Annotated in this window: 22 protein-coding genes; 16 read left to right on the forward strand and 6 right to left on the reverse strand. The window is 38.6% G+C overall.

Annotation, left to right across the window (positions count from 1 at the left end; all coding sequences use genetic code 11):
* Positions 1 to 14 precede the first annotated feature (14 nt).
* Positions 15 to 626, reverse strand: coding sequence for a DedA family protein (locus tag CH364_RS08180; protein ID WP_423790164.1), 612 nt, complete (start codon positions 624 to 626; stop codon positions 15 to 17).
* Positions 627 to 746: 120 nt separating this feature from the next.
* Between CH364_RS08180 and CH364_RS08185 the strand changes: the two genes are divergently transcribed.
* Genes CH364_RS08185 through CH364_RS08205 form a run of 5 tightly spaced genes read left to right on the forward strand, consistent with a single transcriptional unit; the run spans position 747 to position 5257 of the window.
* The gene (locus tag CH364_RS08185) at positions 747 to 1178 is read left to right on the forward strand and encodes a hypothetical protein (protein ID WP_100743040.1); all 432 of its coding nucleotides are present in this window, start codon (positions 747 to 749) and stop codon (positions 1176 to 1178) included.
* 2 nt (positions 1179 to 1180) lie between these two features.
* On the forward strand, positions 1181 to 2290 hold the full coding sequence (locus CH364_RS08190) for an AI-2E family transporter (RefSeq protein ID WP_100743041.1): 1110 nt from the start codon (positions 1181 to 1183) through the stop codon (positions 2288 to 2290).
* Complete coding sequence (gene xseA / locus CH364_RS08195; protein WP_100743042.1) at positions 2291 to 3568, forward strand: exodeoxyribonuclease VII large subunit; 1278 nt, start codon at positions 2291 to 2293, stop codon at positions 3566 to 3568. It begins immediately after the preceding gene.
* A 9-nt stretch (positions 3569 to 3577) separates the two neighbouring features.
* The gene (locus CH364_RS08200) at positions 3578 to 3853 is read left to right on the forward strand and encodes an exodeoxyribonuclease VII small subunit (RefSeq protein ID WP_100743043.1); all 276 of its coding nucleotides are present in this window, start codon (positions 3578 to 3580) and stop codon (positions 3851 to 3853) included.
* A 3-nt stretch (positions 3854 to 3856) separates the two neighbouring features.
* Complete coding sequence (locus tag CH364_RS08205; RefSeq protein WP_100743044.1) at positions 3857 to 5257, forward strand: high affinity choline transporter 1; 1401 nt, start codon at positions 3857 to 3859, stop codon at positions 5255 to 5257.
* On the opposite strand, the gene CH364_RS08210 is transcribed toward CH364_RS08205, so the two are convergent.
* A complete protein-coding gene (locus tag CH364_RS08210; RefSeq protein ID WP_100743045.1) occupies positions 5226 to 6275 on the reverse strand; it encodes a D-alanine--D-alanine ligase in 1050 nt (349 codons plus the stop codon). The genes CH364_RS08205 and CH364_RS08210 overlap by 32 nt on opposite strands.
* Positions 6276 to 6322: 47 nt before the next feature.
* Between CH364_RS08210 and CH364_RS08215 the strand changes: the two genes are divergently transcribed.
* From CH364_RS08215 to ptsP, 6 genes are all read left to right on the forward strand, one after another.
* On the forward strand, positions 6323 to 7732 hold the full coding sequence (locus CH364_RS08215; protein ID WP_100743046.1) for a hypothetical protein: 1410 nt from the start codon (positions 6323 to 6325) through the stop codon (positions 7730 to 7732).
* Positions 7729 to 8505 carry an MlaE family ABC transporter permease gene (locus CH364_RS08220; protein ID WP_100743047.1) on the forward strand — a complete coding sequence of 259 codons (777 nt, stop codon included), beginning with the start codon at positions 7729 to 7731 and terminating at the stop codon, positions 8503 to 8505. Before CH364_RS08215 ends, CH364_RS08220 begins: the two co-directional genes overlap by 4 nt.
* Before the next feature lie 8 nt (positions 8506 to 8513).
* Positions 8514 to 9302: an ABC transporter ATP-binding protein gene (locus CH364_RS08225; RefSeq protein ID WP_100743048.1), complete on the forward strand. Its 789-nt coding sequence runs from the start codon at positions 8514 to 8516 to the stop codon at positions 9300 to 9302.
* Positions 9303 to 9334: 32 nt separating this feature from the next.
* The gene (gene mce, locus CH364_RS08230) at positions 9335 to 10108 is read left to right on the forward strand and encodes a mammalian cell entry protein Mce (protein WP_100743049.1); all 774 of its coding nucleotides are present in this window, start codon (positions 9335 to 9337) and stop codon (positions 10106 to 10108) included.
* Between the two features lie 178 nt (positions 10109 to 10286).
* A complete protein-coding gene (gene lpxC / locus CH364_RS08235; RefSeq protein WP_100743050.1) occupies positions 10287 to 11195 on the forward strand; it encodes a UDP-3-O-acyl-N-acetylglucosamine deacetylase in 909 nt (302 codons plus the stop codon).
* 62 nt (positions 11196 to 11257) lie between these two features.
* The gene (ptsP, locus tag CH364_RS08240) at positions 11258 to 12985 is read left to right on the forward strand and encodes a phosphoenolpyruvate--protein phosphotransferase (protein WP_100743051.1); all 1728 of its coding nucleotides are present in this window, start codon (positions 11258 to 11260) and stop codon (positions 12983 to 12985) included.
* A 32-nt stretch (positions 12986 to 13017) separates the two neighbouring features.
* Here the strand turns inward: ptsP and CH364_RS08245 are convergent, their stop codons facing one another.
* Complete coding sequence (locus tag CH364_RS08245) at positions 13018 to 14355, reverse strand: peptide MFS transporter (protein WP_100743052.1); 1338 nt, start codon at positions 14353 to 14355, stop codon at positions 13018 to 13020.
* On the reverse strand, positions 14334 to 14900 hold the full coding sequence (locus CH364_RS08250) for a cob(I)yrinic acid a,c-diamide adenosyltransferase (protein ID WP_100743053.1): 567 nt from the start codon (positions 14898 to 14900) through the stop codon (positions 14334 to 14336). Before CH364_RS08250 ends, CH364_RS08245 begins: the two co-directional genes overlap by 22 nt.
* A gap of 203 nt (positions 14901 to 15103) precedes the next feature.
* On the opposite strand from CH364_RS08250, the gene CH364_RS08255 reads away from it, so the two are divergent.
* Positions 15104 to 15952: a flagellin N-terminal helical domain-containing protein gene (locus tag CH364_RS08255; protein WP_100743479.1), complete on the forward strand. Its 849-nt coding sequence runs from the start codon at positions 15104 to 15106 to the stop codon at positions 15950 to 15952.
* 99 nt (positions 15953 to 16051) lie between these two features.
* On the forward strand, positions 16052 to 16783 hold the full coding sequence (locus CH364_RS08260; protein WP_100743054.1) for an OmpA family protein: 732 nt from the start codon (positions 16052 to 16054) through the stop codon (positions 16781 to 16783).
* Between the two features lie 102 nt (positions 16784 to 16885).
* On the opposite strand, the gene CH364_RS08265 is transcribed toward CH364_RS08260, so the two are convergent.
* Positions 16886 to 17206 carry a YbaB/EbfC family nucleoid-associated protein gene (locus CH364_RS08265; protein ID WP_100717416.1) on the reverse strand — a complete coding sequence of 107 codons (321 nt, stop codon included), beginning with the start codon at positions 17204 to 17206 and terminating at the stop codon, positions 16886 to 16888.
* Between the two features lie 79 nt (positions 17207 to 17285).
* Between CH364_RS08265 and CH364_RS08270 the strand changes: the two genes are divergently transcribed.
* Positions 17286 to 18650 (forward strand): cyclic nucleotide-binding domain-containing protein, encoded by a 1365-nt coding sequence (locus CH364_RS08270; protein ID WP_100743055.1) that lies wholly within the window; start codon positions 17286 to 17288, stop codon positions 18648 to 18650.
* 29 nt (positions 18651 to 18679) lie between these two features.
* Here CH364_RS08270 and CH364_RS08275 read toward each other — a convergent pair whose 3' ends face one another.
* The gene (locus tag CH364_RS08275) at positions 18680 to 19453 is read right to left on the reverse strand and encodes a ParA family protein (RefSeq protein ID WP_100743056.1); all 774 of its coding nucleotides are present in this window, start codon (positions 19451 to 19453) and stop codon (positions 18680 to 18682) included.
* Positions 19454 to 19548: 95 nt separating this feature from the next.
* Here CH364_RS08275 and CH364_RS08280 point away from each other — a divergent pair, with 95 nt between their 5' ends.
* Together CH364_RS08280 and CH364_RS08285 are read left to right on the forward strand one after the other, a co-directional pair.
* On the forward strand, positions 19549 to 19929 hold the full coding sequence (locus tag CH364_RS08280; protein WP_100743057.1) for a YopX family protein: 381 nt from the start codon (positions 19549 to 19551) through the stop codon (positions 19927 to 19929).
* A gap of 38 nt (positions 19930 to 19967) precedes the next feature.
* Positions 19968 to 21404 (forward strand): tetratricopeptide repeat protein, encoded by a 1437-nt coding sequence (locus tag CH364_RS08285; RefSeq protein WP_207762248.1) that lies wholly within the window; start codon positions 19968 to 19970, stop codon positions 21402 to 21404.
* Positions 21405 to 21430: the final 26 nt, after the last annotated feature.

Below are 21430 nucleotides of genomic sequence, written 5' to 3' on the forward strand. Positions count from 1 at the left end.
AACAGAAAAGGAAATCATGTCAACTTTGTATTTCTTTTCTTCCTAATTTGGTATAGAAAGTACAAAAAAAGAAAAATGAGAACCATTCCAATGGTCTGGTTGTAGTATGATAGCATAACAACGATTTGGTTCCAATTCGAACCGAGAAGAGAACCCCCAAAAAGGAGTAGGCCACACCAAATGGAAATCGCAACGGAATACAAAAGAATAAATTTAATGACGTTCATTTTGGACATACCAGCAACAATGGAGACAAAGAAGCGAATCCCAGCTGAAAATCGAGACAATAGAACGACAATTACCTCATGCTTTCGAAACCATTCCAGAGTTTTATGTAGATTTTCCTCCTGGTAGAGAGCCGATAAAAAAGGAAACCTGGATCGCTTTAGAAATTGTAAGATCCTCTCACCAAAATAATACATCGCCAAGGCCCCAAGCAGGTTTCCTATATAGGTTGCCCCTACGATAGAAAGTATGGATAAAGGGGAACCAGGATTGGAAGATAAAAAGCCTGAAAATACGGTAACCGTGTCTCCGGGCCATGGGGGAAAAATATTTTCAAGAAAGTTTGAAAAACAGAAAAAAGCCCAAAGGACTACTGGGGGCAATGCCAGGATCTGATTCAAAAATTTATCAAATTGTAGAAAATCCAGCACATGGAAAAGGAAATGCTTTCCAACCAGTTGGCAACAAAGATTTAAAAAAATGAATGGAAGGAATCACTAGTTTCACATTTGCTTTCCGTAATGCTTCGATTTTTGCCAATTTTCCTATTTATTTTCTGGGAATGTCGTCCCATTCCTCAAACCGAAATCTATCGTTTCGACCAAATCGTGGTGACAAAATTCCCAGCCAGTGCTCCTCCTGCTTTTCCCCAGTCTTTCTTTCCCGAAAAGGTAACTTTATTGCAATCCAGCGAATTCAAAACGAGCCATATCCATACCAAAGAAGCAAGTCTTCTCATGGAATCAGGAGAAAGTTTAGCCATGATTCAAAAGCGAATCGAATCAAGAGCTGCCCAAGGTGACTGGAAACTCATCGATAAAAGTGAAAAAGATGGAGAAGTTTCCTACTTACTCGAAGGATTTATTAAAAAATCCCTATCTATCATTATTTCCGAAAGTGGCGCCAACACAAACTACATACGATTTTATTTCAGAAAACATTCTAGTTATTAATTATGAATTGGATTAAAAATAAAAACGAAACCATCGTATACTTGTTATTAGGTTCCTTTTTTTTAGGAACCTGCCTTACTTTATTTTTTGTATTCAAACCCTTCCTTTGGGCAAGTTTCCTTGCTTTATTGTTTTATCTCACTACAAGAAAAATTCATAAAAAACTAAAGAATGTTTTAGGAATCAAATTTCACGGTTTATCCCCTTACATCATGGTTATCCTAATGCTTGCCGGTGTATTCATTCCGTCTTACCTCATTCTTTCTACTCTAATTAGAGAATCTTTAAACTTAGTCAGTTATATCAGAAACCAACTTACAGAGGAATCAATCGTTGCATTATTATTAAATAGTCCCATACTTACTGATTTCTTAACTGAAAATGAATTTTTTTGGATCAAACTTCCTCTTATGTACCGCGAGTATGTGGGACAACATATGGATATATTAAATTTAGATTCTATATATAGTTTACTCAAAAACTCTTCTGGTTTTTTACTTGGTTCCTTTGAAGTTCCTGGAGCCATTATTTTTAATGCATTTTTTACATTCATTTTACTTTTCTTTTTATACAAAGAAGGTAGTAGAATGGAACATGCTCTCTTTGTTTTACTCCCCTTTCCTACAGAAATTGAAGAACGACTGGGGAGACGAATAGAAGAAGCGATTCGAACTGTAATGATGGGAAACCTTTTTATTTCATTACTGCAAGGTGCCCTAATCTATGTTTTATTACTATTTACATCGGTCTCAAATAAATTTTTACTTTCGAGCATTGCCACAATTTTTTCGCTGATACCGGTGGTGGGAACTTCTATTGTTTGGCTGCCAATTGGACTTTATATTGGTCTTGTTCAAGAAAACTGGACAGGGAGTATTCTTTTTATGATTGCTGGTGGTGCCAGTTACCTCATTTTAGAGAACTTAGTAAAACCGAAAATTTTAGATAAAAAGTTGAAAACGCATCCATTTCTAATTTTCCTTTCCTTGATAGGCGGATTACAAGAGTTTGGTGTAGCTGGAATCATCATTGGACCCATGGCATTAACACTTGTCATTATCCTTTGGGACTTTTGGAAAATATTTAGAGAAACTCGTTTTCAAACTACTTAAATGGAAACAGTGGATTCATCTCTCAGTGTCAGTGAAGTCAATCGGCTCATCAAAGCAAAACTTCAAGATTCCCTAGAGTTTAAAAATATTTGGATTCGGGGAGAAATTTCAAATCATTCCCAAACCAATAGTTCGGGACATATGTATTTTTCGCTGAAAGACCAGGCAAGTGTAATCAAATGTGCCTTTTTTTCTTTCCAGGCAAAAAACTATCGAGGCACACCGCTCCGCAATGGAATGGAAATTTTAGTTTATGGATCTGTCTCAGTATATGAACCAGGTGGGTATTATAGCATTACTGTTCAAAAGGTAGAAGAGATTGGTGAAGGTGATATCCTTTTAAAGATTGAAAAACTAAAAAAGGCCCTCCAAGAAAAAGGGATTTTTGATGTGACTCATAAACGCCCTCTTCCCAAATTTCCAAAACGCCTAGGCATTGTTACCTCACCCAAAGGCGCCGCTGTTGAAGACATCATTCGGATCGCCACGGATCTCAACCCATCCATCCAAATTTTAGTATCCCCTTGCCTTGTCCAAGGCGATGGTGCGGAGATGTCTATCATTGAAGCCATTAAAGAAATCAATGATCCAAAATGGGAAGTGGATGTAATCATTGCTGGACGTGGCGGTGGTTCTTTTGAAGACCTAATGGCTTTCAATCAAGAAGCAGTCGTGATGGCTTACTATAATTCGCGAATTCCAATTATCTCCGCGGTTGGGCATGAAATTGACCGCGTGCTCACAGACCTTGCCGCTGATGCTACCACTCCCACACCAACGGCTGCTGCAAAACTTGCTATTCCCAATGTTTCAGACACTTTGATCCGCTTGGATGAAATGGAAGAAAGATTAAAATCGGCACTCAATAATGTGGTTCGTTTAGGAAAGGAAAAATGGTTAGGAATCACTGGTAGACCGGTCTTTCAAAATCCAAAAACACTTTTAGAAACAAGGTCAACCAGTCTCGATGAACTTATGACAAAAATTTCACTTCTTGGAAAAAACTATTTGGTTCGTAAACAAAGTGAATTCCAAAAGTTTGATACTCTTACCCAAAACTGGAAATCCTATTTAGAAAGAATCCAAAACAAATTTACGCTCGCAGAACAAAGATTAGTTCACTTTTCTCCTCTTGGAACTTTACAAAGAGGCTATTCTGTAATTCGTAACCAAAACAAACAAGTGATATCATCCATTCATAAAATCAATGAAAATGAAAATTTAGAAGTTTTTCTATCTGATGGAAAACTCCTTGTAGAAGTAAAAGAAAAAATATAGGAATCTAAAATGGTTGAGAAAAAATCAATTAGTTTTGAAGAAGCACTTCGTGAATTAGAAGACATTGCTGAAAAATTAGAAAGAGGAACCCTTTCTTTGGAAGACTCTATCAAAGCTTATGAAAGAGGAATGGAACTGAAAAAAGTTTGTTCCGAAAGGTTAGTTGATGCAGAGGCAAAAATTGAATTTTTATCGAAATCTCCAAGTGGGGAAATTGTAAAATCATCTGTCAAAAAAAAGAAGGATGAAAACCTTTCAAAACCTGTGGAAGAAGATTTATTTTAGAGAATGAATTTCCAAGCTGCGTTTATCATTGGTTATCTTTTTATTACTATTGCCATTGGAGTGTATGCGGCAAAAAAAGTTAAGAACTCAAAAGACTTTATTTTAGCCGGTAGAAGCCTTCCTCTCCCCATCTCCACAGCAGCCTTATTTGCCACTTGGTTCGGAAGTGAAACCATACTTGGCTCTTCCGTTGAGTTTGCTAAAGGAGGATTTTTAGCAGTCATCCAAGATCCGTTTGGTGGTGCCCTTTGCCTTTTTTTATTGGGACTAATCTTTGCTAAATATCTCTATAGAATGCAAATCTTAACCTTTGGTGACTTCTATAGAAACCGGTATGGGAAAAAAATGGAACTCATTGCGGGGATCTGCCTTATCTTTTCCTATTTTGGTTGGGTGGCCGCACAATTTGTGGCACTTGGAATTATGGTGCAAATTCTATTTGGCATCAACCAATTCACAGCCATTGTGATCGGAGCCTGTCTTGTCGTTTTTTATACCTATTTAGGTGGAATGTGGTCAGTTTCTTTGACCGATTTTTTTCAATCGATCTCCATCATCGTTGGTCTTGTTTTCGTATTGTACGAGTTAAATGGAGTAAAATCCATTTTGTCCAGCATCCAAGAAAAACCTGATGGTTTTTTCCGTTTTTTTCCGGAATCCAACTACCATGCTTGGACTTTGTATTTATCTGCTTGGATGGTTGTTGGTTTTGGATCTTTACCCCAGCAGGATATTTTCCAAAGAGTGATGTCCGCTAAATCCGAAAAGGTGGCAATTAGGGCTTCGTATTTATCTTCTGTTTTTTATTTACTTTTCGCACTCATCCCTTTGTTTTTGGGCCTCCATGCAAAAAGTTTACTTCCTGATTTTGATCTAAATTCGGAAACGGGACAACTCCTCATTCCCACAATGATCTCCAAGTTTTCAAGTCCATGGATTCAGGTATTATTTTTTTCAGCGTTAATCTCTGCCATACTTTCCACAGCTTCCGGTGCTATCTTAGCGCCATCCTCCATACTTTCTGAGAATATTCTAAAATACGCATTTAAGGAGATGGATGATAAAAAATTATTACTACTCTCTAGGACTTCTGTTCTTATCATTGCTGGAATTTCATTTTTACTCGCAGTGGGAAAACCTTCGATTTACGCTCTTGTGGAAGACTCAGGAGGGGTCTCTCTTGTAACTTTATTTATCCCCATGGTTTTTGGCTTACTCAGCCAGAAAGCAGACGAAAGGTCTGCGATTTTTTCTCTATTTGTTGGAATTGTTACATGGCTTATTTTGGAAGTCTACGGAGACGATATGACAAGCCATTTTTATGGAACCATCGCAAGTCTTATCGCCATAGTGATTGGAATGTATATTTTTCCTAAGAAAGTGCAATCCTTAACAACCAAGTAAAAACATCTTTCATCTCTATCCCAACTGCCTTTGCTTGTTGTGGGATGAGACTTGTTCCTGTCATTCCGGGTAAGGTGTTTGTTTCTAATACAAAGGGAATTCCATCACTAATGATAAAATCAGTACGTGAATACCCTTTACAACCAAGGATTTCATGGCATAACAAAGTATACTCTTGGAGTTTTTTTGTGATTTCATCCCCAACGGGAGCGGGAGTGATCTCTTCACTTCCGCCTTTGCTGTATTTGGCTTCAAAATCAAAAAATTCCGATTTAGGTCGAATCTCAGTTGGGACTAAAGCAAAGGGAATCCGTTTTTCCCCTTCCACGCGTTCCAATACTCCGATGGATACCTCTGTTCCTGAAATCAGTTTTTGAATGAGAACCCGGTCTTCTGAAACAAATATCTTATCGATAAGAACCATGGCTTCTTCTGGAGTTTTGGCCATTCCCGTATTCACACTAGATCCACCTAGTGTTGGTTTGATGAAGACTGGAAAAGCGAACGGAAGATTTAAAACTATTTTCCTTGCATCGGATTTTCCCTTTACTAAATCCACAAAGGGCGCCACAGGAATTCCTAACGTTTGAAATAAAAGATTGGCACGGTATTTATCCATGGCAAGGGCAGAAGCCAATACTCCAGATCCCGTATGAGGAATTCCTAATACATCTAGGAATCCTTGGATTCGTCCATCTTCACCGGGACCACCGTGTAATCCGAGAAAGGCGGCCTTAAATCCTTGGTCAATTAAACTAGCCCCTGACGATGGTTTAGCAATTTGGTTTAAAGAAGAAAACTCAGTTAAAAAATCACCTTCCGATTTTCCCGCTGGATCTGGATAAACTGGTTCCTCCCCAATTGGAATCCAAAATTTTCCTGATTGGTCGATATAAACCGGACAAACTTGGTATTTGTCCCGATCTAATGTATTGAAAATGAAATAGGAAGAACGAATGGAAATGATATGTTCCCCGGAGATACCCCCGAAAAGCAGTGCGATTTTGGTTTGGATCATGAAATCACTTGATTCCTTTTCTTGAAACTTGAAGATATTGAAATTACGTGGATTCCCGCTTTAAAATTCAATTCGGAATTGTTTTTTGTCTCTTCTTTCTCAGTTCCTCAGTTTCTGCCAAACTACCCACTTCCTTTACGGAAGATATTAAATCCGATTACCACCAATTTTGGTTTTTGTATGAATCTGAAAAACGAGGCCGCCAAAGTTATTTAGCCTTTCGGCCCTTTTACATTGGTTTCCAAGACAAAACTTATGCCTTTCGTTTTAAAAGTTACCTATCTCCTTTTTATTATAAAGAAGAAACCAACTACTGGTATACTTGGTCCTCCTTGTTTTTCTTTAGTGGGACAGGATTCAAACATGAAGAAGGCGATGACGATGAAGACATTCTTTTCACACCGCTTTTCATTTGGGGGAAAGGTGAATCACAAAGAGAAAACTATTTCAGTGTTTTTCCCATTTACGGTAAGATCCGGAACAAACTATCCTACCAAGAACTAAGTTATGTTATGTTTCCCGTTTATTCTGAATGGAAATACAAAACCTACGAAGCAAAATCCATCCTTTGGCCCTTAGTCATGTGGGGAGGATCAGAAACAAGAAATGACTTTCGTATTTTTCCTATTTATTCAATAAAAGAAAACGAAGGAAAATACAAACGCCAATCCTTACTTTGGCCCTTTTTCCAATGGGGAGAAGAAAGGTTAGATAAAAAAGAACCAACCTCATACTCCATTTTTTTTCCATTCTACAATAGTAAAGATTCAAAAGATGGGAATATGAAAAGTAGAGCCTACCTTTGGTTTCCAGTCTTAAATTCTTTATTTTCATATGGGTATGACAAAAAAACAGGCCAAACCAATTACACGGCGCTTTTTATATTTTTTCAATACACCACTTCTACAAAAAAAGATACAGAGAAACTTGTTTTTTTCCCCTTTTACGGATATTCTTATTTTGCAAACAAAGAAGCGGAATTTGTCACTCCGTTTTACATCCGTTTGTCGCAAAACACTTCACACCTAAAAGCCACTTCTCATTTTTTATTACCTTTTTATTCCCATATGAAAAGTGAATATGTCCAAACAGGTAGAGAAGATTATTACGTAAAACTCTGGCCCCTATTTCGTTATCACAAAGACCCTGATGGAAATTTTGGGTGGAATACACTTGCCATCATCCCGGTTCGCTTTGAGGTGATGGAAGATGTTTGGGAGCCAATCTTTTCTTTGATAGAATACAAAAGATCCTCCAATGGAGAAAAACGTTTGCATCTAATCACTAGGCTTTATACACACCGCTGGACAGAGGAAGAAACTCATATCCACATTCCTTTACTTGTAGAGTATTCCAAATCACCAACTGGGTTTCGTTATGATTTTGTTTACGGTTTAGTAGGAATTGATACCCGCGATATTAAAAATAAATTCAAACTCCTTTGGTGGGAAATATGAAACGCCTTTATTCCAAAACTTTAGAACCTTTTCTTTATGCCATTGGGTATACTGTGTTACTTCTTTTTCGGTCCATTGGCCAGTCCCACCATCTGTATTTCAAACGCCGGGAAATTTTAGAACAAATGTTCATAGCAGGAGTGGGTTCTTTATTTGTTGTTTCTATAGTCTCTATTTTTACAGGAATGATTCTTGGACTAAACACAGGCCTTGGACTTAGGGACTTTGGTGCTGAAGGGCAAATTGGACTTTTACTTACGATCACTCTTACACGTGAGATGTCCCCTTTTATGACATCCCTTATCTTAGCTGCATCAGTGGGTTCTGCAATGGCTGCCGAAATTGGAACTATGAAAGTCTCTGAAGAAATTGATGCCTTAGAAGTGATGTCAATTAGTCCCATACGATATCTAGTGTTACCAAGAATCGTTGGTTTTTCACTTATGGTTCCTGTTCTTTGCGTATATTCTGCCGCCTTAGGAATCTTAGGTGGCGGAATTGTTGGCCACTTCCAACTTGGCATCGATATGATCAGCTATTTCCAAGATGTTTATTATCGAATTTCTTCTGTTCCCGGTTTAAAAGATTTATACGTGGGACTTTTGAAAGGATATGTATTTGGACTTTCCATCTCAACAATTTCCTGTAGCCAAGGGCTTAGGACAGAAGGTGGTGCCATAGGTGTAGGCCAAACTACAAGAAAGGCAGTGGTCACATCCTTTCTAATGGTCATTTTTTCTGGTTATGTGCTCACGGCTTTATTTTATAAATGAAGGAAATTATGGAACCTTTTGCCATTGAAATGAAAAACGTCCATAAAGCTTTCGGAAAACGAAAGATATTACAGGGAATGAACTTAACTGTCAAACAAGGTGAAACTATGGTCATCCTTGGACCTTCGGGAACAGGGAAATCAGTCAGCCTAAAACACATCACTGGGTTACTGGACCCTGATGAAGGTGATTGTCAAATTTTTGGAGAATCCATAGTCAATGCAGGTGAAAAAAAAAGAGAAGAACTCCGATCCAAACTGGGAGTTTTATTCCAGTCAGGTGCTCTTATCAATTGGCTCACTGTTTATGAGAATGTAGCCCTTCCTTTGCGGGAACATAAAATTGCATCTGGCGAAGAACTGGATCGTATCGTCATGGAAAAATTAAAATGGTTAGATTTAGTTCCCGCCAAAGATACGTTACCGAGTAATATTTCAGGCGGAATGAAAAAACGTGTGGGCCTTGCACGCGCCCTCACCTCTCAACCTAAAATCGTGTTATACGACGAACCTACTTCAGGCCTTGATCCCGTAATGTCCAATGTCATTAATGATTTAGTCATTCGTTTGCAAAAGGAATTAGGTCTAACATCTATCGTAGTCACACATGATATGAACTCTGCTTACCGAATAGCTGACCGCATTAGTTTTCTTTATGAAGGCAAAGTACAATTTTGTGGGACTTCAGAAGAAATTCAAAAATCAACGAATCCTGTCATCCAACAGTTCATTCATGGAAACACAGTTGGTCCCATGATTCTCGATCATTCCGAATTAAAAAAAGGAAAATCCAATTGACTTTGCTCATCACTCTAGGAGAACTTTAGGGAATGCCTACCATAGGTCGCGCTCTCATCGTCGGACTTCTTTTTATCTTTTCACTTGTGGCTGTGGGTTATTTTACCATTGTCACAGAAGGGGGACCGTTTCAAAAATCTGGTTACCAACTCCCAGTGTATTTTCCCGATGCAGAGGGAATTAAAATAGGAAACAAAGTCACCATCCATGGGGTTCCTTTTGGGTATGTTTCAAAAATCCGTTTGGTGCAAATTGATGAATATGGAAATCTTCTTCCTGAAGGAGAAACAGGAATTGGGACCAAGGTGGAACTTACCCTTCTATTAAAAGGCAAAGTGCAACTTTTCTCCAATTACGAAATCACTATCAAAAACGAAAGTTTACTTTCTGGTCGAGTGGTATCTTTGGATCCCGGTTCCAAGTTTCCCGTAGATCCTAAAACCAAAGAATATCTGATGTCAGAACCAGCTCTTACCAAAGTGGAGATTTCACCTCGGTCGGGAAAAATAATGCCAATCCAAGGCAAGGTCACCCAAGACCCTTTGGTTTCCCTATCCGAACTCATTGCGGAAAACCGTTCCGACATTCGTAAAACCGTCCAAAACATCGCAGGTATCACAGGAAAGATTAACGAAGGCCAAGGGACTCTCGGTAAACTCATCAACGAAAGTGATGTTCACAAGTCGGTGAACACAACACTTGGAGACGCCCAAGTGGTTTTGAAGGAGCTTCGCGAAGGTCTGGAAGACACAAGGGAACAAGCCCCTGTAACTAGTTTTATTCGTTCGGCACTCAGTGCATTTTAAGCACTAACACGTAAAATACGGTCCTTTTTGTAGTAAAATCCTTTAGTTTGACGCACAAATTGGGGCCGTCACATTCCCACCACACTGTTGTAAAAAGGAGACATTTTTTTGACTTGGGGTTACGGTTTTGGAATTGTCCCAACCTCCTTTTCTACAAATTTGTAAGTAGGAACTGAATATGGTAACGGCGATACACAGAAAAACGATCCAAAACTCCATCACACTTAGGGGAATTGGGGTCCATTCCGGTAAAATGGTGACTTTACGGCTCCATCCGGCGGAAGCAAATACAGGACTTATCTTTTACCTCTACAAAGGTACCCAGAAAATCAGAATTCCAGTCTCTCTCGACCATGTGGTCGATACTAGTAACGCCACTACCATTGGGGATGGAAGTTCCAACCGAGTACAAACCATCGAACACCTACTCGCGGCAGTTCATACTTTAGGCATTACTGATTGTATTTTTGAAATTGATTCAGTTGAAGTTCCTATTATGGACGGATCCTCACTTCCTTTTTGGGAAGGAATCCGCTCTGCTGGTATCCGGGTTCTAGATGAAACCATTGAACCCATAACCATTTCCAACCCGATTTGGGTTGTGGACGGGGACAAATACCTCGTCATGTTGCCTTCTGACGAACTCAAAGTCACTTATAGCATCGATTTCAACCACCCGCTTCTGCGTGGCCAATCCTATACAACAACTCTGGATGAATCCATTTTGGGAACGGACATTCTCCCTGCTCGAACTTTTGGATTTTTGAAAGATGTGGAAGCCCTCCAAGCCCGTGGCCTTGCTATGGGTGGGTCACTAGACAATGCTGTCGTTTTGACCGATGACGGTTATTTAAACGATACGTTACGTTATGACAACGAATGTGTGCGCCACAAAATCCTAGATCTCATTGGGGATTTGGCAGTGATGGGAAGGCCTTTCCGAGGACACCTCATCGCCTCCAAAGCGGGCCATGCTTTAGACATCTCTCTTGCCAAATGCATTATGAGCCAAGTCACTGGGAACGAACTCACCCAATTCAAAAGCAAACGAATTCCGCTCTTTTCTAAAAAACAAGCGGTTCGCTAGAATCCCCCGTTTTTTACTTTCCAAACGAAGCCTTACCGAAAGTATTTTTGGCAAAGGGAAGGATGGAAGAAAAAACCACATTCAAAGGCATTTCCGCCTATCCAGGCACCGTATATGGCAAGGTTTTCCGTTGGAAACAAACCAAACGCAAACGGGAAGATCGTACCGATCTGTCTCCAGATGAAATCAAAGAAGAAATCGAACTCTTAAAAAAAGGCCTTCATAAAACTGAGGAAGATCTTGCAGATCTTGTCCAAAAATCAAAGGCAAACAGAGAACTATCTGAAATCTTAGAATCACAAATTGTTTTTTTAAATGACCCCCTATTTCGTGCTCGAGTTTTTGAAAGAATCTCACAAAACAATGAGTCGGCGGGACTTGCTCTAGAAACAGCCGTTAGTTCTCTATATGATGAATTTCAATCCATTCCCGATGAATTCTTTCGTGAAAGGGCCGATCATATTTTGGATATTGGAAAAAGGATCGAATCCAACCTCTACCCCGATAAAGTCGCAGACCAAACAAAAATCCCCGATGATGTCATCTTAATTGCTAAAGAAATCACTCCTTCGGAGATGATCCAATTGGGAAAAAGCAAACTCAGAGGCATTGCCACTGACTTCGGTGGTAAAACTGGACACACCGCCATCATCGCAAGAAACTACGGAATCCCTACCATTGTAGGCTTAAAAAATATCACCTCACACGTAGAAGACGATGACTATATTTTACTCGATGCCACCAAAGGAATCTTAAACCGCTCTCCAGGACTTGATGAAATCAAACTTGCTGGAATCAAAAGTGAAATCCACAAAGTCCAACCAGTCCGAGAAATCAGTGACGGGCCAAAAGAAATCAAAACCAAAGACGGAAAAAAGTTTTCACTTCGTGCCAACATTGATTCGGAAGACGAGGTAGATTTGGCTTTTGAACAAGGCGCTGATGGAATTGGTCTCGTTCGTACAGAAATTTTATTCATTCGTTATGTGGAATTCAAACCTACAGAAGAAGAACAATTTGCCGTCTACAAACGAATCCTACTTAAGATGGTAGGTCGATCCGTAACCTTTCGGGTATGGGACATTGGTGCTGATAAAATGGAAAATGGATATGAAGAGGAAAATCCCTTTCTTGGTAATAGAGGGATTCGTTACCTCCTAAGGCATCCCCATATTTTTAAGGAACAACTAAGAGCACTTCTCCGGGCAAGTGAATTTGGAACAATGAGAATCATGCTTCCCATGATCACAACTCGATCTGAAATTCTCCAAACTAAAATTTTATTGAATGAGTGTTTAGAGGAATTAAAACTAACAGGTTTATCCATTACTAAAAAGATCCCACTTGGAATTATGGTGGAAACACCTGCATGTGCATTAAACTTACCATTTCTAGGAAATCACGTTGACTTTTACAGTGTAGGAACCAACGACCTATTGCAATACCTTCTAGCCGTAGAACGTAACAATCATTTGGTGGGAGATTTATATAATCCTTGGCAAGTGGTATTTTTATTGTTATTAAAAAACATTGCCGATGTAGCCAATTCCCAAAAGAAACCCATCAGCATTTGTGGTGAAATTGGAAGTGATCCGATGTTCACTGCTGTACTCATTGGACTTGGATTTCGTGATTTGAGTTCAGCACTTCCTCTTATGAAAGAAGTGGGAGAAAAAGTACAAGATATTTCTACTTGGAAAGCAAAACTTCTAGCGGAACAAGTGATCCAACTGGCAGGTGAAGAAAAATTCGAGGAAATAGAATCCTTGGTATTACAAACCAAGGGGTAACCCAAGTTTTCAATGGAATGAAATCCTAAATTTCAATTTGTTTCGAACAAAACAGTTTCTTCTTTTTTACCACTTCCTAACAAATGCAAAATGGATTTTTTTTTCCATAGATAAATTCCATACAAAAGAATCGCTCCACACCACGAACAAAGTACAAAAAAACCATAAAAAACAGTCATACTTCCCCACTGGTTTTGGTATCCCGAAAGAATTCCCGCAGCATAATGACCGAAGGCATTCGATAAAAACCAAATTCCCATAAGAAGAGAAGCATATTTGGCAGGTGCCATAAAACTGACAAAGGAAAGTCCAACTGGTGAAAGACAAAGTTCACTCAATGTATTCCAAAAATAAACTAATACTAAAAATAAAATAGAAACAGAAATTCCGGTTTCTGCAACTTTTGCCGCAATCACCATCACAAGAAAACCAATTCCAAGTAAAACCAAACTCAAAACAAATTTTAATACTGGATTTGGGTTTTGATTCTTCCTAGCTAAGGAAACCCATAAAAAAGAAACCAAAGGTCCGAATACCAGAATAAACAAAGGGTTGATGGATTGCAAAACCGAAGCTGGTATCTCTACACCAAAAAGAGAACGATCCGTATTTCGTAATGCAAATAAGTTGAGAGAAGTACCCATCTGTTCAAAAGCCATCCAAAAGAAAATGCTAAATACCGAAAGTAGGACTATGAGTAATATTTTTGGTTTGGTTTGATGGTCCGTTGAACTGATATTAGTTTGCAAGAATTGGTCCTTTTGTTTTTGCCAAATGGATTTAGGTAATCGTTTGCTACCAAAATAAAATACTACCATTCCAATAGCCATTCCCACACCAGCAGATAAAAAACCCAAATGCCAATCCACTTGTTCCCCTAAAGTACCACAAAGGATGGGACCAAGGAGGCCACCTAAATTAATTCCCATATAGAAGATAGTAAAACCGCTGTCTCGTAATCCAGGTTTTTCATTGTATAACCTTCCAAAGATTGTAGACATATTTGGTTTAAAAAATCCATTTCCTAAAGCAAGTAACACGAGACCTAAATAGAAAAATGACAAATCGGAAAACGCAAGTGAGACATGCCCACATAACATCAAAAAACTGCCCAAATAAATAGAAAACTGATAACTAAGGAAACGGTCGGTTAAATATCCCCCAAGAACAGGCGTTAAATACACAAAACTCGTATAAAATGCATACACTGCACCAGCATCTGCATCAGAAAAACCAAGGGACTTCACCAAATACAAAACAAGGAGAGCCCTCATTCCATAATAACTCAATCGTTCCCACATCTCAGTGAGAAAAAGTGGTGAGATACCCTTTGGATGTTTGTGTAATTTTATTTGGTTCGACTTTTCCAAATGGTTTCCTCTTGTCCAATTGTATGATTCACAAAACGTGCTGCCGCAAATAAATAATCAGAAAGACGATTGAGGTAAATACGTAAATCGGAATGGATTTCTCCACCGGATTCAATATATACAAGTAGATCTCTTTCTAGTCTTCTACAAATCGTCCGAGCTATATGGAGGGCACCTGACATTGAAGATCCTCCTGGCAAAATAAAGAATTTAATTTCAGGAAGGACTTCCATCAAACGATCAATTTCCTTTTCCAAACTTTCTACATCAGAGCTATGAACAACGGTTCCTTCTTTTGAATCTCGGGGCACGTATCCAGCAAGTTCTGATCCAATTTCAAAAAGAAAACTTTGGATCTTGCTTAAATAATCAAAAAATGCAGGCTCAAGTGAAAGATCTTTGGCAAACGAAATGGCAAGCCCAAGGGTGCTATTCAATTCATCACAACTTCCATAGAGATCCACTCTTGGATCCGTTTTCGAAACTTTGATTCCGGATGCAAGGTAGGTCTGACCACCATCGCCGAATTTGGTGTAGATTTTCAATTTCTGACTCCTTACCCTCTAAAATTTCTTTACAGACATAAGTTTTTTGGTATAGAATATTCTGGAAAGGCAAAATTCACGGAAGAACCAAGGGCAGGCAACCCCTTCTCTTCCCGACGGAAACGGACTCCTGGGCAGTGTTTTTTTCTTTTCTCCGCATGTAGGGAAACAGGCGGGTCATGGACACACAGGAGGGTGTGACAATGATTATCAATCACAACATCAGCGCGCTTGTCGCAAAGCGGGCGCTCACAAACACCGGGCGTGACATGGATAAATCCATGGAGCACCTAGCAACGGGTATGCGAATCAATCGACCTGGAGATGATTCTCTTGGGTTCGCCATGTCCGAAAAATTAAGATCACAAATTCGGGGACTTGGCCAAGCAGAACGAAATACCCAGGATGGTATGTCGTTCCTTCAAGTCACCGAAGGATCTTTAGACCAAGTAAACTCAATCTTACAGAGGTTACGCGAACTTTCCGTTCAATCGTCAAACGGGATTTACTCAAACGAAGACAGAAAACTTGTCCAGTTAGAAGTATCCCAACTAGTCGAGGAAGTGGAACGAATCGGAACATCTGCAGAGTTTAACAAAATCAAGCCGTTGGATGGAAGGTTCTCTCGTGCTTCCAAAAATCCAATGACCTTACAAGTGGGTGCGAACGGAAATGAGAAAATTGAACTCTACATCAATACGATGACAAGTTCTTCTCTCAAACTAAAAACCGCAGGTAACAAGCTGACCCTATCAACACCAACGAAGGCTTCCGATTCTCTCCAGGTATTGGATGATGCAATCACAAAAGTCAATCGTTTGCGATCTGACCTTGGAGCCTATTACAATCGATTGGATTTAACATTGAAATCACTAAGTAATAACTATGTGAATATTGTTTCATCTGAATCGCAAGTAAGGGATGCTGATATGGCAACGGAGATGGTAGAATATTCAAAAAACCAAATCCTAACGAAATCAGGTGTGGCTATGCTCGCACAAGCGAACATTCGACCGGAATCCGTAGTAAAACTCCTCACGGACAGATACTAATCCGATCAAAAAGAAACGGAAATCCTCCTTGCAAACAGGGAGGATTTCTTCAAACTTTGTCCTTATACTTATTTGCGAGTGTAAGCGAGGACAATCACTTTGAAACAAATCATCTCAGGACTACTTTCCCTATCATTACTTTCCACAATCTCTTGTGGATTATCTGAAAATACAAAAAGACTCATCCTAAGCACTTCCATTGGATGCGGTGTTGGTCTAGCACTAGGTGCTGTTTACGATGAAACACAACGTAAAAAAGATTCTAAAGACAAAAAGAACGACATCCAAAGACAAATCAAATCCTCATTGGCTATGGAAAAGAAAAAACCACAAAACAAGGGTAAGATTGTAGGACTCGGAGCAGGTTGTTTGGCAGGTCTTGGAACAGGTTTTTATCTCAACACAATGTATGACAACATGGCGGAAGAGATGAAAAAACAAGGTATCACACTAGCTAAAAGTGAAAGAGGTGGGGAAACTGTTGCACTCACTGCGACTATGGACGGTGGGATTGCTTTCGAAGATGGAAAGGCTGACTTAAAAGGAAAAGGAAAAGAAAACATTGATAAGTTGGCAGAAGCTCTTGCTGCTTATCCTGAAACCAAAATCAATATTTCCGGGCATGCAAATAAAACTGGTGGCGAAGACCTAAACCTAAGCCTTTCGAAAGACCGTGCAGTGACAGCAAAAAATGCACTCACTTCCAATGGAGTGGAAAACAAACGAATTGGAACCGTAGAGGGACTTGGCTCTTCAACTCCGTTGAAAGGAGTTGATCCGAAAGACGGTTCGAACCGTCGCGTGGAAGTGGAAATCGTTCCAGCTTCCTAAAATTAGGACAAAATAAAAAAAGGGACAATTTGTCCCTTTTTTTTCTTAGAAAAAGCCTACAAACCATTGTAGGCTTTTTTGTTTTAGTCGATTCGAAATCATTTACATTCCGAGTCCTGGAAACCCACCCATAGCTTGCATTTGTTTGGCGGCACCTGCTTGTGCGTCCTGTAATGCCTTTGTATAGGCTTCTTGGATGGACTTTTCTAGAAGATTTTTATCTTTTTTATCAAGCAATTCATCTTCAATCTGAATGGATTTCATTTGGAATTTGCCATCCAAGGTCACAGAGAGAAGTTTGTTTTTTGAAATTCCTACGAAATTGAGACCTGCAAGTTCCTTTTCCATGGTTTTGACCTGCGATCGCATTTTTTTCATTTGTTTGAGCATATCAAACTTGTTTCCGCCCGCTCCACCGAACATAATCACCTCTTTTCCTTTCAGGATTATTTTTCTAAAAAAGAAGGCAAATATAAAACTTATCTGTGTCGATACTCAAACTATGATCCATCCAAATTCTCCATACAAACGAATCTGGGATCTTTTTGTATTTATTTGTATTACCTACTTTGCCATTGAAGTGCCGATTCGGTTGGTTTTTCATTATAAACTTTCTGCAGGTGTGAACTACTTTGAAAGAGCGATCCAAATTGTGTTTGGAATCGATGTCCTGCTCAATTTTAATACAGCAATTTTAAAAGACAGACTCCTCATTCATAACCGAAGGATAGTCACAAAAACTTATTTGCGTTCCTGGTTCCTCATCGATTTTTTATCAGCATTTCCTTTTGATCTTTTTGGGGGATTTTTTTTCCAATACTTCGGAGTGACAGATAGTTTAAAGATTTTACGACTACTCCGTTCCGTTCGCGTGTTCGAATTATTTAAATCACTTCGACTTTTGGCATTGGGAGCTGATTCTGATGACCGATTTAAACTAGTAGAAGTAATCAATCCTATGACCTTTCGTTTGATCTTCTTTGTTTATTGGACTTCTCTTTTTGCACACTGGGTCGCTTGTGGATGGATCCACCTTGGACCAGAATTTTTGGCAGATAAAGACATTACGACAAGATACATTCGTGCCTTGTATTGGTCAGTGACAACTCTCACCACCATTGGGTATGGTGACATCACTCCTGTGACAAACAGCCAAACCATTTATACAATGGGAGTGATGATTTTAGGTGTAGGTATTTATGGGTATGTGATTGGTAATATTGCCACCCTACTTTCCAACTTAGATATTTCTCGAGTTACCTTCCAAGAAAAGTTAAATACAATTGATAGTTTTATAAAATATAAAAAACTGCCGCCGAACTTAGCCAATCGGATTCGATCTTACTATGTCAATCTTTGGGAAAACAAACATGGGATTGATGAAACTGAGATTTGGGACCAACTTCCCTCTGGAATCAAAATTGACGTTTCCATGTTTTTACATAACCATTTGATTTCAGTAGTTCCATTTTTCAAAAATGCACCCGAGGAATTAAAAAGGGAAGTAGTGTTAGAACTAAAACCTTCATTTTATATGAAAGGAGATGTAATTTTTAGAGAAGGTGATGTTCCGCACAATATGTACTTTTTATCAAAAGGCCACGTAGAGGTTATCAAAGAGAAATCGGGTGAACTTCTCGCAACATTAAATTCTGGATCATTTTTTGGTGAAATGAGTTTAATCGATGATTCATTGCGTACTGCAACGATTCGAGCAGGATCTTATTGTGATGTTTATACTTTGGGTAAAGACCGTTTTGCCGAAATTTTAAAACACCATCCTGGATTCGCCCAACACATCCAAGGAATCGCAGAAGAACGAAAAAAAAACCAAGCTTCCAAATCAAATCCAAATGAAAGTCAGTAAGTTGAATTAAGTTTCTTAAACTTCCCTTATTAAGGTTTCATGGATAGAATTGAATTTTCTGGATCCACTAAAACAATGGATTCGTCAGCCAACACATCAAAGGCATGCCAAGCATTACTGTCTTTTTTTAAGCTCTCCTGTTTTTCTGTTTTGGTTTTGATGGTTTCTGATTTAGGAATTTCACAAAGCGTTGGAATTTCTTCTATCTGTTTTAGTTTCTCTAGTAAATCTCTGTGTTTCTTAGAAGGTCCAAACCAGGAAGGAACAAAGGCAATTTTTTTCTTTTGACTAAAAATTGTTTCTGTTTGAGAAATTTCATCTAATAATAAGTTCACAGCCCGAATGGTCCACTTACTTGGAGTCACTGGTATTAAAATTAATTCCGAATTATAAATGGCAGTGGTGAGTTCATGTTTGGCAGAACCCGGTGTATCGATGATCACAAATTTATATTTATTCCGTACTTCTTCTAAGGCACGTTTGAATTGAAGGCAAAGGCTTGTTGAATCCAGATTGTATTTTGTGAGTTTTGCTAAACTCAGAGTGGATGGCAAAACATCGAAGGTTTTCGTTTCTCGAATACAATCAGTAATCCGTTTCATTCCAAGCAGGACACTCATAACATTGGCTTCCTCTAGTTGCGTAAGATCCAGATCAGGCAAACAAAAGTCTGTTAAATCACCTTGCATGTCCATGTCGATGACCAATGTTTTTCCCCGTCTGGCAAGGGCACAAGCCAGGTGGGCGGCTGTAGTGGATTTTCCACTCCCCCCCTTGATATTGGAAATCGAGATAACCTTCATGGGGCATAGAATTCTTAGATTTCTTCCAATGACCATCGATTTTTTTTTGAATTTTCCTTGGAAAGGACTTCGGTAACCTTAATTTGGGTTCAGTTATGGCATTTACAATTCGGTTCCGAGTTTGGGACAAACAAGAAAAAGAATTCACTCAGAAAGGCTTTAGTTTAACCCTCGATGGGAAACTTTTGAAGTTTGGACAACCAATCACGAATGAAGACAACTACGTTGTAAATAGTTTCACTGGACTCAAAGACAAATACGACAAAGATTTATTTGAAGAAGACATCATTGAACACACGGTTGCTAAAGGCGGAAACCTAACACAACATACTGGTGTGATTCGATACAACAATGAACATGGTGCTTTTTATTTGGAAAATGGTCCCCCCATTCTACAACTCTTCTCCATTCGAAAAGTAGGAAATCCTTATGAAAATCCTATACTATATGATTTGTATTTAAAAAGTAAATCTTGAGATTTTTATTCTTCGCACTTACCATCCTAGTTACATTTATGAATCCTCTTGGAGCCAGTCTTTTGGAGGATTATTGGAAAGCTGTCCAAAACACAAAGGAAAAGTTTGAAATTTCAGACCATAGTCCCAAACGTTTTAGTTTTCGATTGGGCGAGGAACTACCTATCGTTTTACACAAAGAATCACTGAATCATGAGATTTTTTGGTTTTGTCAAAAGTATTTAGACAAATACCATACAAACTATCCATATCCAAGATTCAAACAAGACATCAGGTCCCACTTAATTGATCTTTATGGAGATCCAGCTCAAAACTTTTTAAGTGGAAAACTTTCGTTTTCTTGTTTTTCAGGTTGGAAAGAAGGAAGTTCCCTTTTAAAACTATCTTTCTTTTTGAACGATGAAGAATTTTTTCCTTACCGCTGGGATTATTATGATTCCAAAGGGCAATTGTTTCTTACAGAAGAAGATGAAACAAAAAATGGAAAAAAAGATAGTTTCACATATTATGCACAAACAGGTTGTCCAAAAGAAATCACTAAAGATAAAAATGATTTTGGTGGCATGGATGAATGGTGGTATTTTAAAAATTGTCAACTTACGCGAGTTGAATATGATTCGAATGAAAACGGATATCGTGAACGAATTTGTTATTACGAAGGAAACAAAGAATCCTATTGTGAAGGTGTAGGAGAAAAGGAAGAAAGAGAAGCAATCCAACTCGAAACCAATCAAAAATTTCAGGAAGCCCTAAAAGCATATAGAAAGTCATTAAAAGAATACAAAAAAGAAGTTTCCAACGGAACTTCTCGCACTTGTTCCTTATTAAAAAAAATAGCAAACATAGAATACAACGAAAGAGATTTTACTTCTTTTACAAAAACACTCGATGAATTTTTTTCCTACCGGGCCTGCGAATCGGATTCACTTGATGTATTAATTTATAAATCCTATTATTATCTTTATGTCATTGGCGATTATAAAACTGCAAAAGATAGTTACCAAAAAACCTCTGAAATTTATAAAAAAACTCACGGAGAAATTAGCCCGGAAATATTACTTAATTTGGCGTATGCACAATTTATGGACAAAGATCCTAACGCTTGTTTAGTTAGCTTAGAAAAACTTAATAGTCGCAGGCTCACAGCATATCCACGGTTTTTTTTATTTTATTATCGAGGTTCTTGTGAATTGAGCCTTGGTCGATGGGATGATGCATACACAAACTTAAAACGGGCTCAAATTTTGGGAGGGGAAAAAGAGTTTTTGCCTGTTGTGTATTATAAATTAGGAAGGGCTTCATTTGCGACAAACCGAGATCAGGAAGGAAATCTTTGGACTCACCAAGCTTTACTTTATGATTTTGAATTGATCGAAAAAATGGAGTTTGATCCCCTCTTTGATCGTTTTTTTGAATCTGTAAATGGGAAATCACATAAAAGAAAATATTACTTGAATAAACAAAAAAGACAATGATAGTCAGCATCTACGGAGACTGATAC

The organism is Leptospira harrisiae, from assembly GCF_002811945.1.
Classification (GTDB): Bacteria; Spirochaetota; Leptospiria; order Leptospirales; family Leptospiraceae; genus Leptospira_A; species Leptospira_A harrisiae.

Bases quoted from the DNA above. Each gene is read 5' to 3' on its own strand.
- CH364_RS08185 (WP_100743040.1), top strand. From the start codon at position 747: ATGCTTCGATTTTTGCCAATTTTCCTATTTATTTTCTGGGAATGTCGT.
- CH364_RS08190 (WP_100743041.1), top strand. From the start codon at position 1,181: ATGAATTGGATTAAAAATAAAAACGAAACCATCGTATACTTGTTATTA.
- xseA (WP_100743042.1), top strand. From the start codon at position 2,291: ATGGAAACAGTGGATTCATCTCTCAGTGTCAGTGAAGTCAATCGGCTC.
- CH364_RS08200 (WP_100743043.1), top strand. From the start codon at position 3,578: ATGGTTGAGAAAAAATCAATTAGTTTTGAAGAAGCACTTCGTGAATTA.
- CH364_RS08205 (WP_100743044.1), top strand. From the start codon at position 3,857: ATGAATTTCCAAGCTGCGTTTATCATTGGTTATCTTTTTATTACTATT.
- CH364_RS08210 (WP_100743045.1), bottom strand. From the start codon at position 6,275: ATGATCCAAACCAAAATCGCACTGCTTTTCGGGGGTATCTCCGGGGAA.
- CH364_RS08220 (WP_100743047.1), top strand. From the start codon at position 7,729: ATGAAACGCCTTTATTCCAAAACTTTAGAACCTTTTCTTTATGCCATT.
- CH364_RS08225 (WP_100743048.1), top strand. From the start codon at position 8,514: ATGGAACCTTTTGCCATTGAAATGAAAAACGTCCATAAAGCTTTCGGA.
- mce (WP_100743049.1), top strand. From the start codon at position 9,335: ATGCCTACCATAGGTCGCGCTCTCATCGTCGGACTTCTTTTTATCTTT.
- lpxC (WP_100743050.1), top strand. From the start codon at position 10,287: ATGGTAACGGCGATACACAGAAAAACGATCCAAAACTCCATCACACTT.
- ptsP (WP_100743051.1), top strand. From the start codon at position 11,258: ATGGAAGAAAAAACCACATTCAAAGGCATTTCCGCCTATCCAGGCACC.
- CH364_RS08255 (WP_100743479.1), top strand. From the start codon at position 15,104: ATGATTATCAATCACAACATCAGCGCGCTTGTCGCAAAGCGGGCGCTC.
- CH364_RS08265 (WP_100717416.1), bottom strand. From the start codon at position 17,206: ATGTTCGGTGGAGCGGGCGGAAACAAGTTTGATATGCTCAAACAAATG.
- CH364_RS08270 (WP_100743055.1), top strand. From the start codon at position 17,286: ATGATCCATCCAAATTCTCCATACAAACGAATCTGGGATCTTTTTGTA.
- CH364_RS08275 (WP_100743056.1), bottom strand. From the start codon at position 19,453: ATGAAGGTTATCTCGATTTCCAATATCAAGGGGGGGAGTGGAAAATCC.
- CH364_RS08280 (WP_100743057.1), top strand. From the start codon at position 19,549: ATGGCATTTACAATTCGGTTCCGAGTTTGGGACAAACAAGAAAAAGAA.
- CH364_RS08285 (WP_207762248.1), top strand. From the start codon at position 19,968: ATGAATCCTCTTGGAGCCAGTCTTTTGGAGGATTATTGGAAAGCTGTC.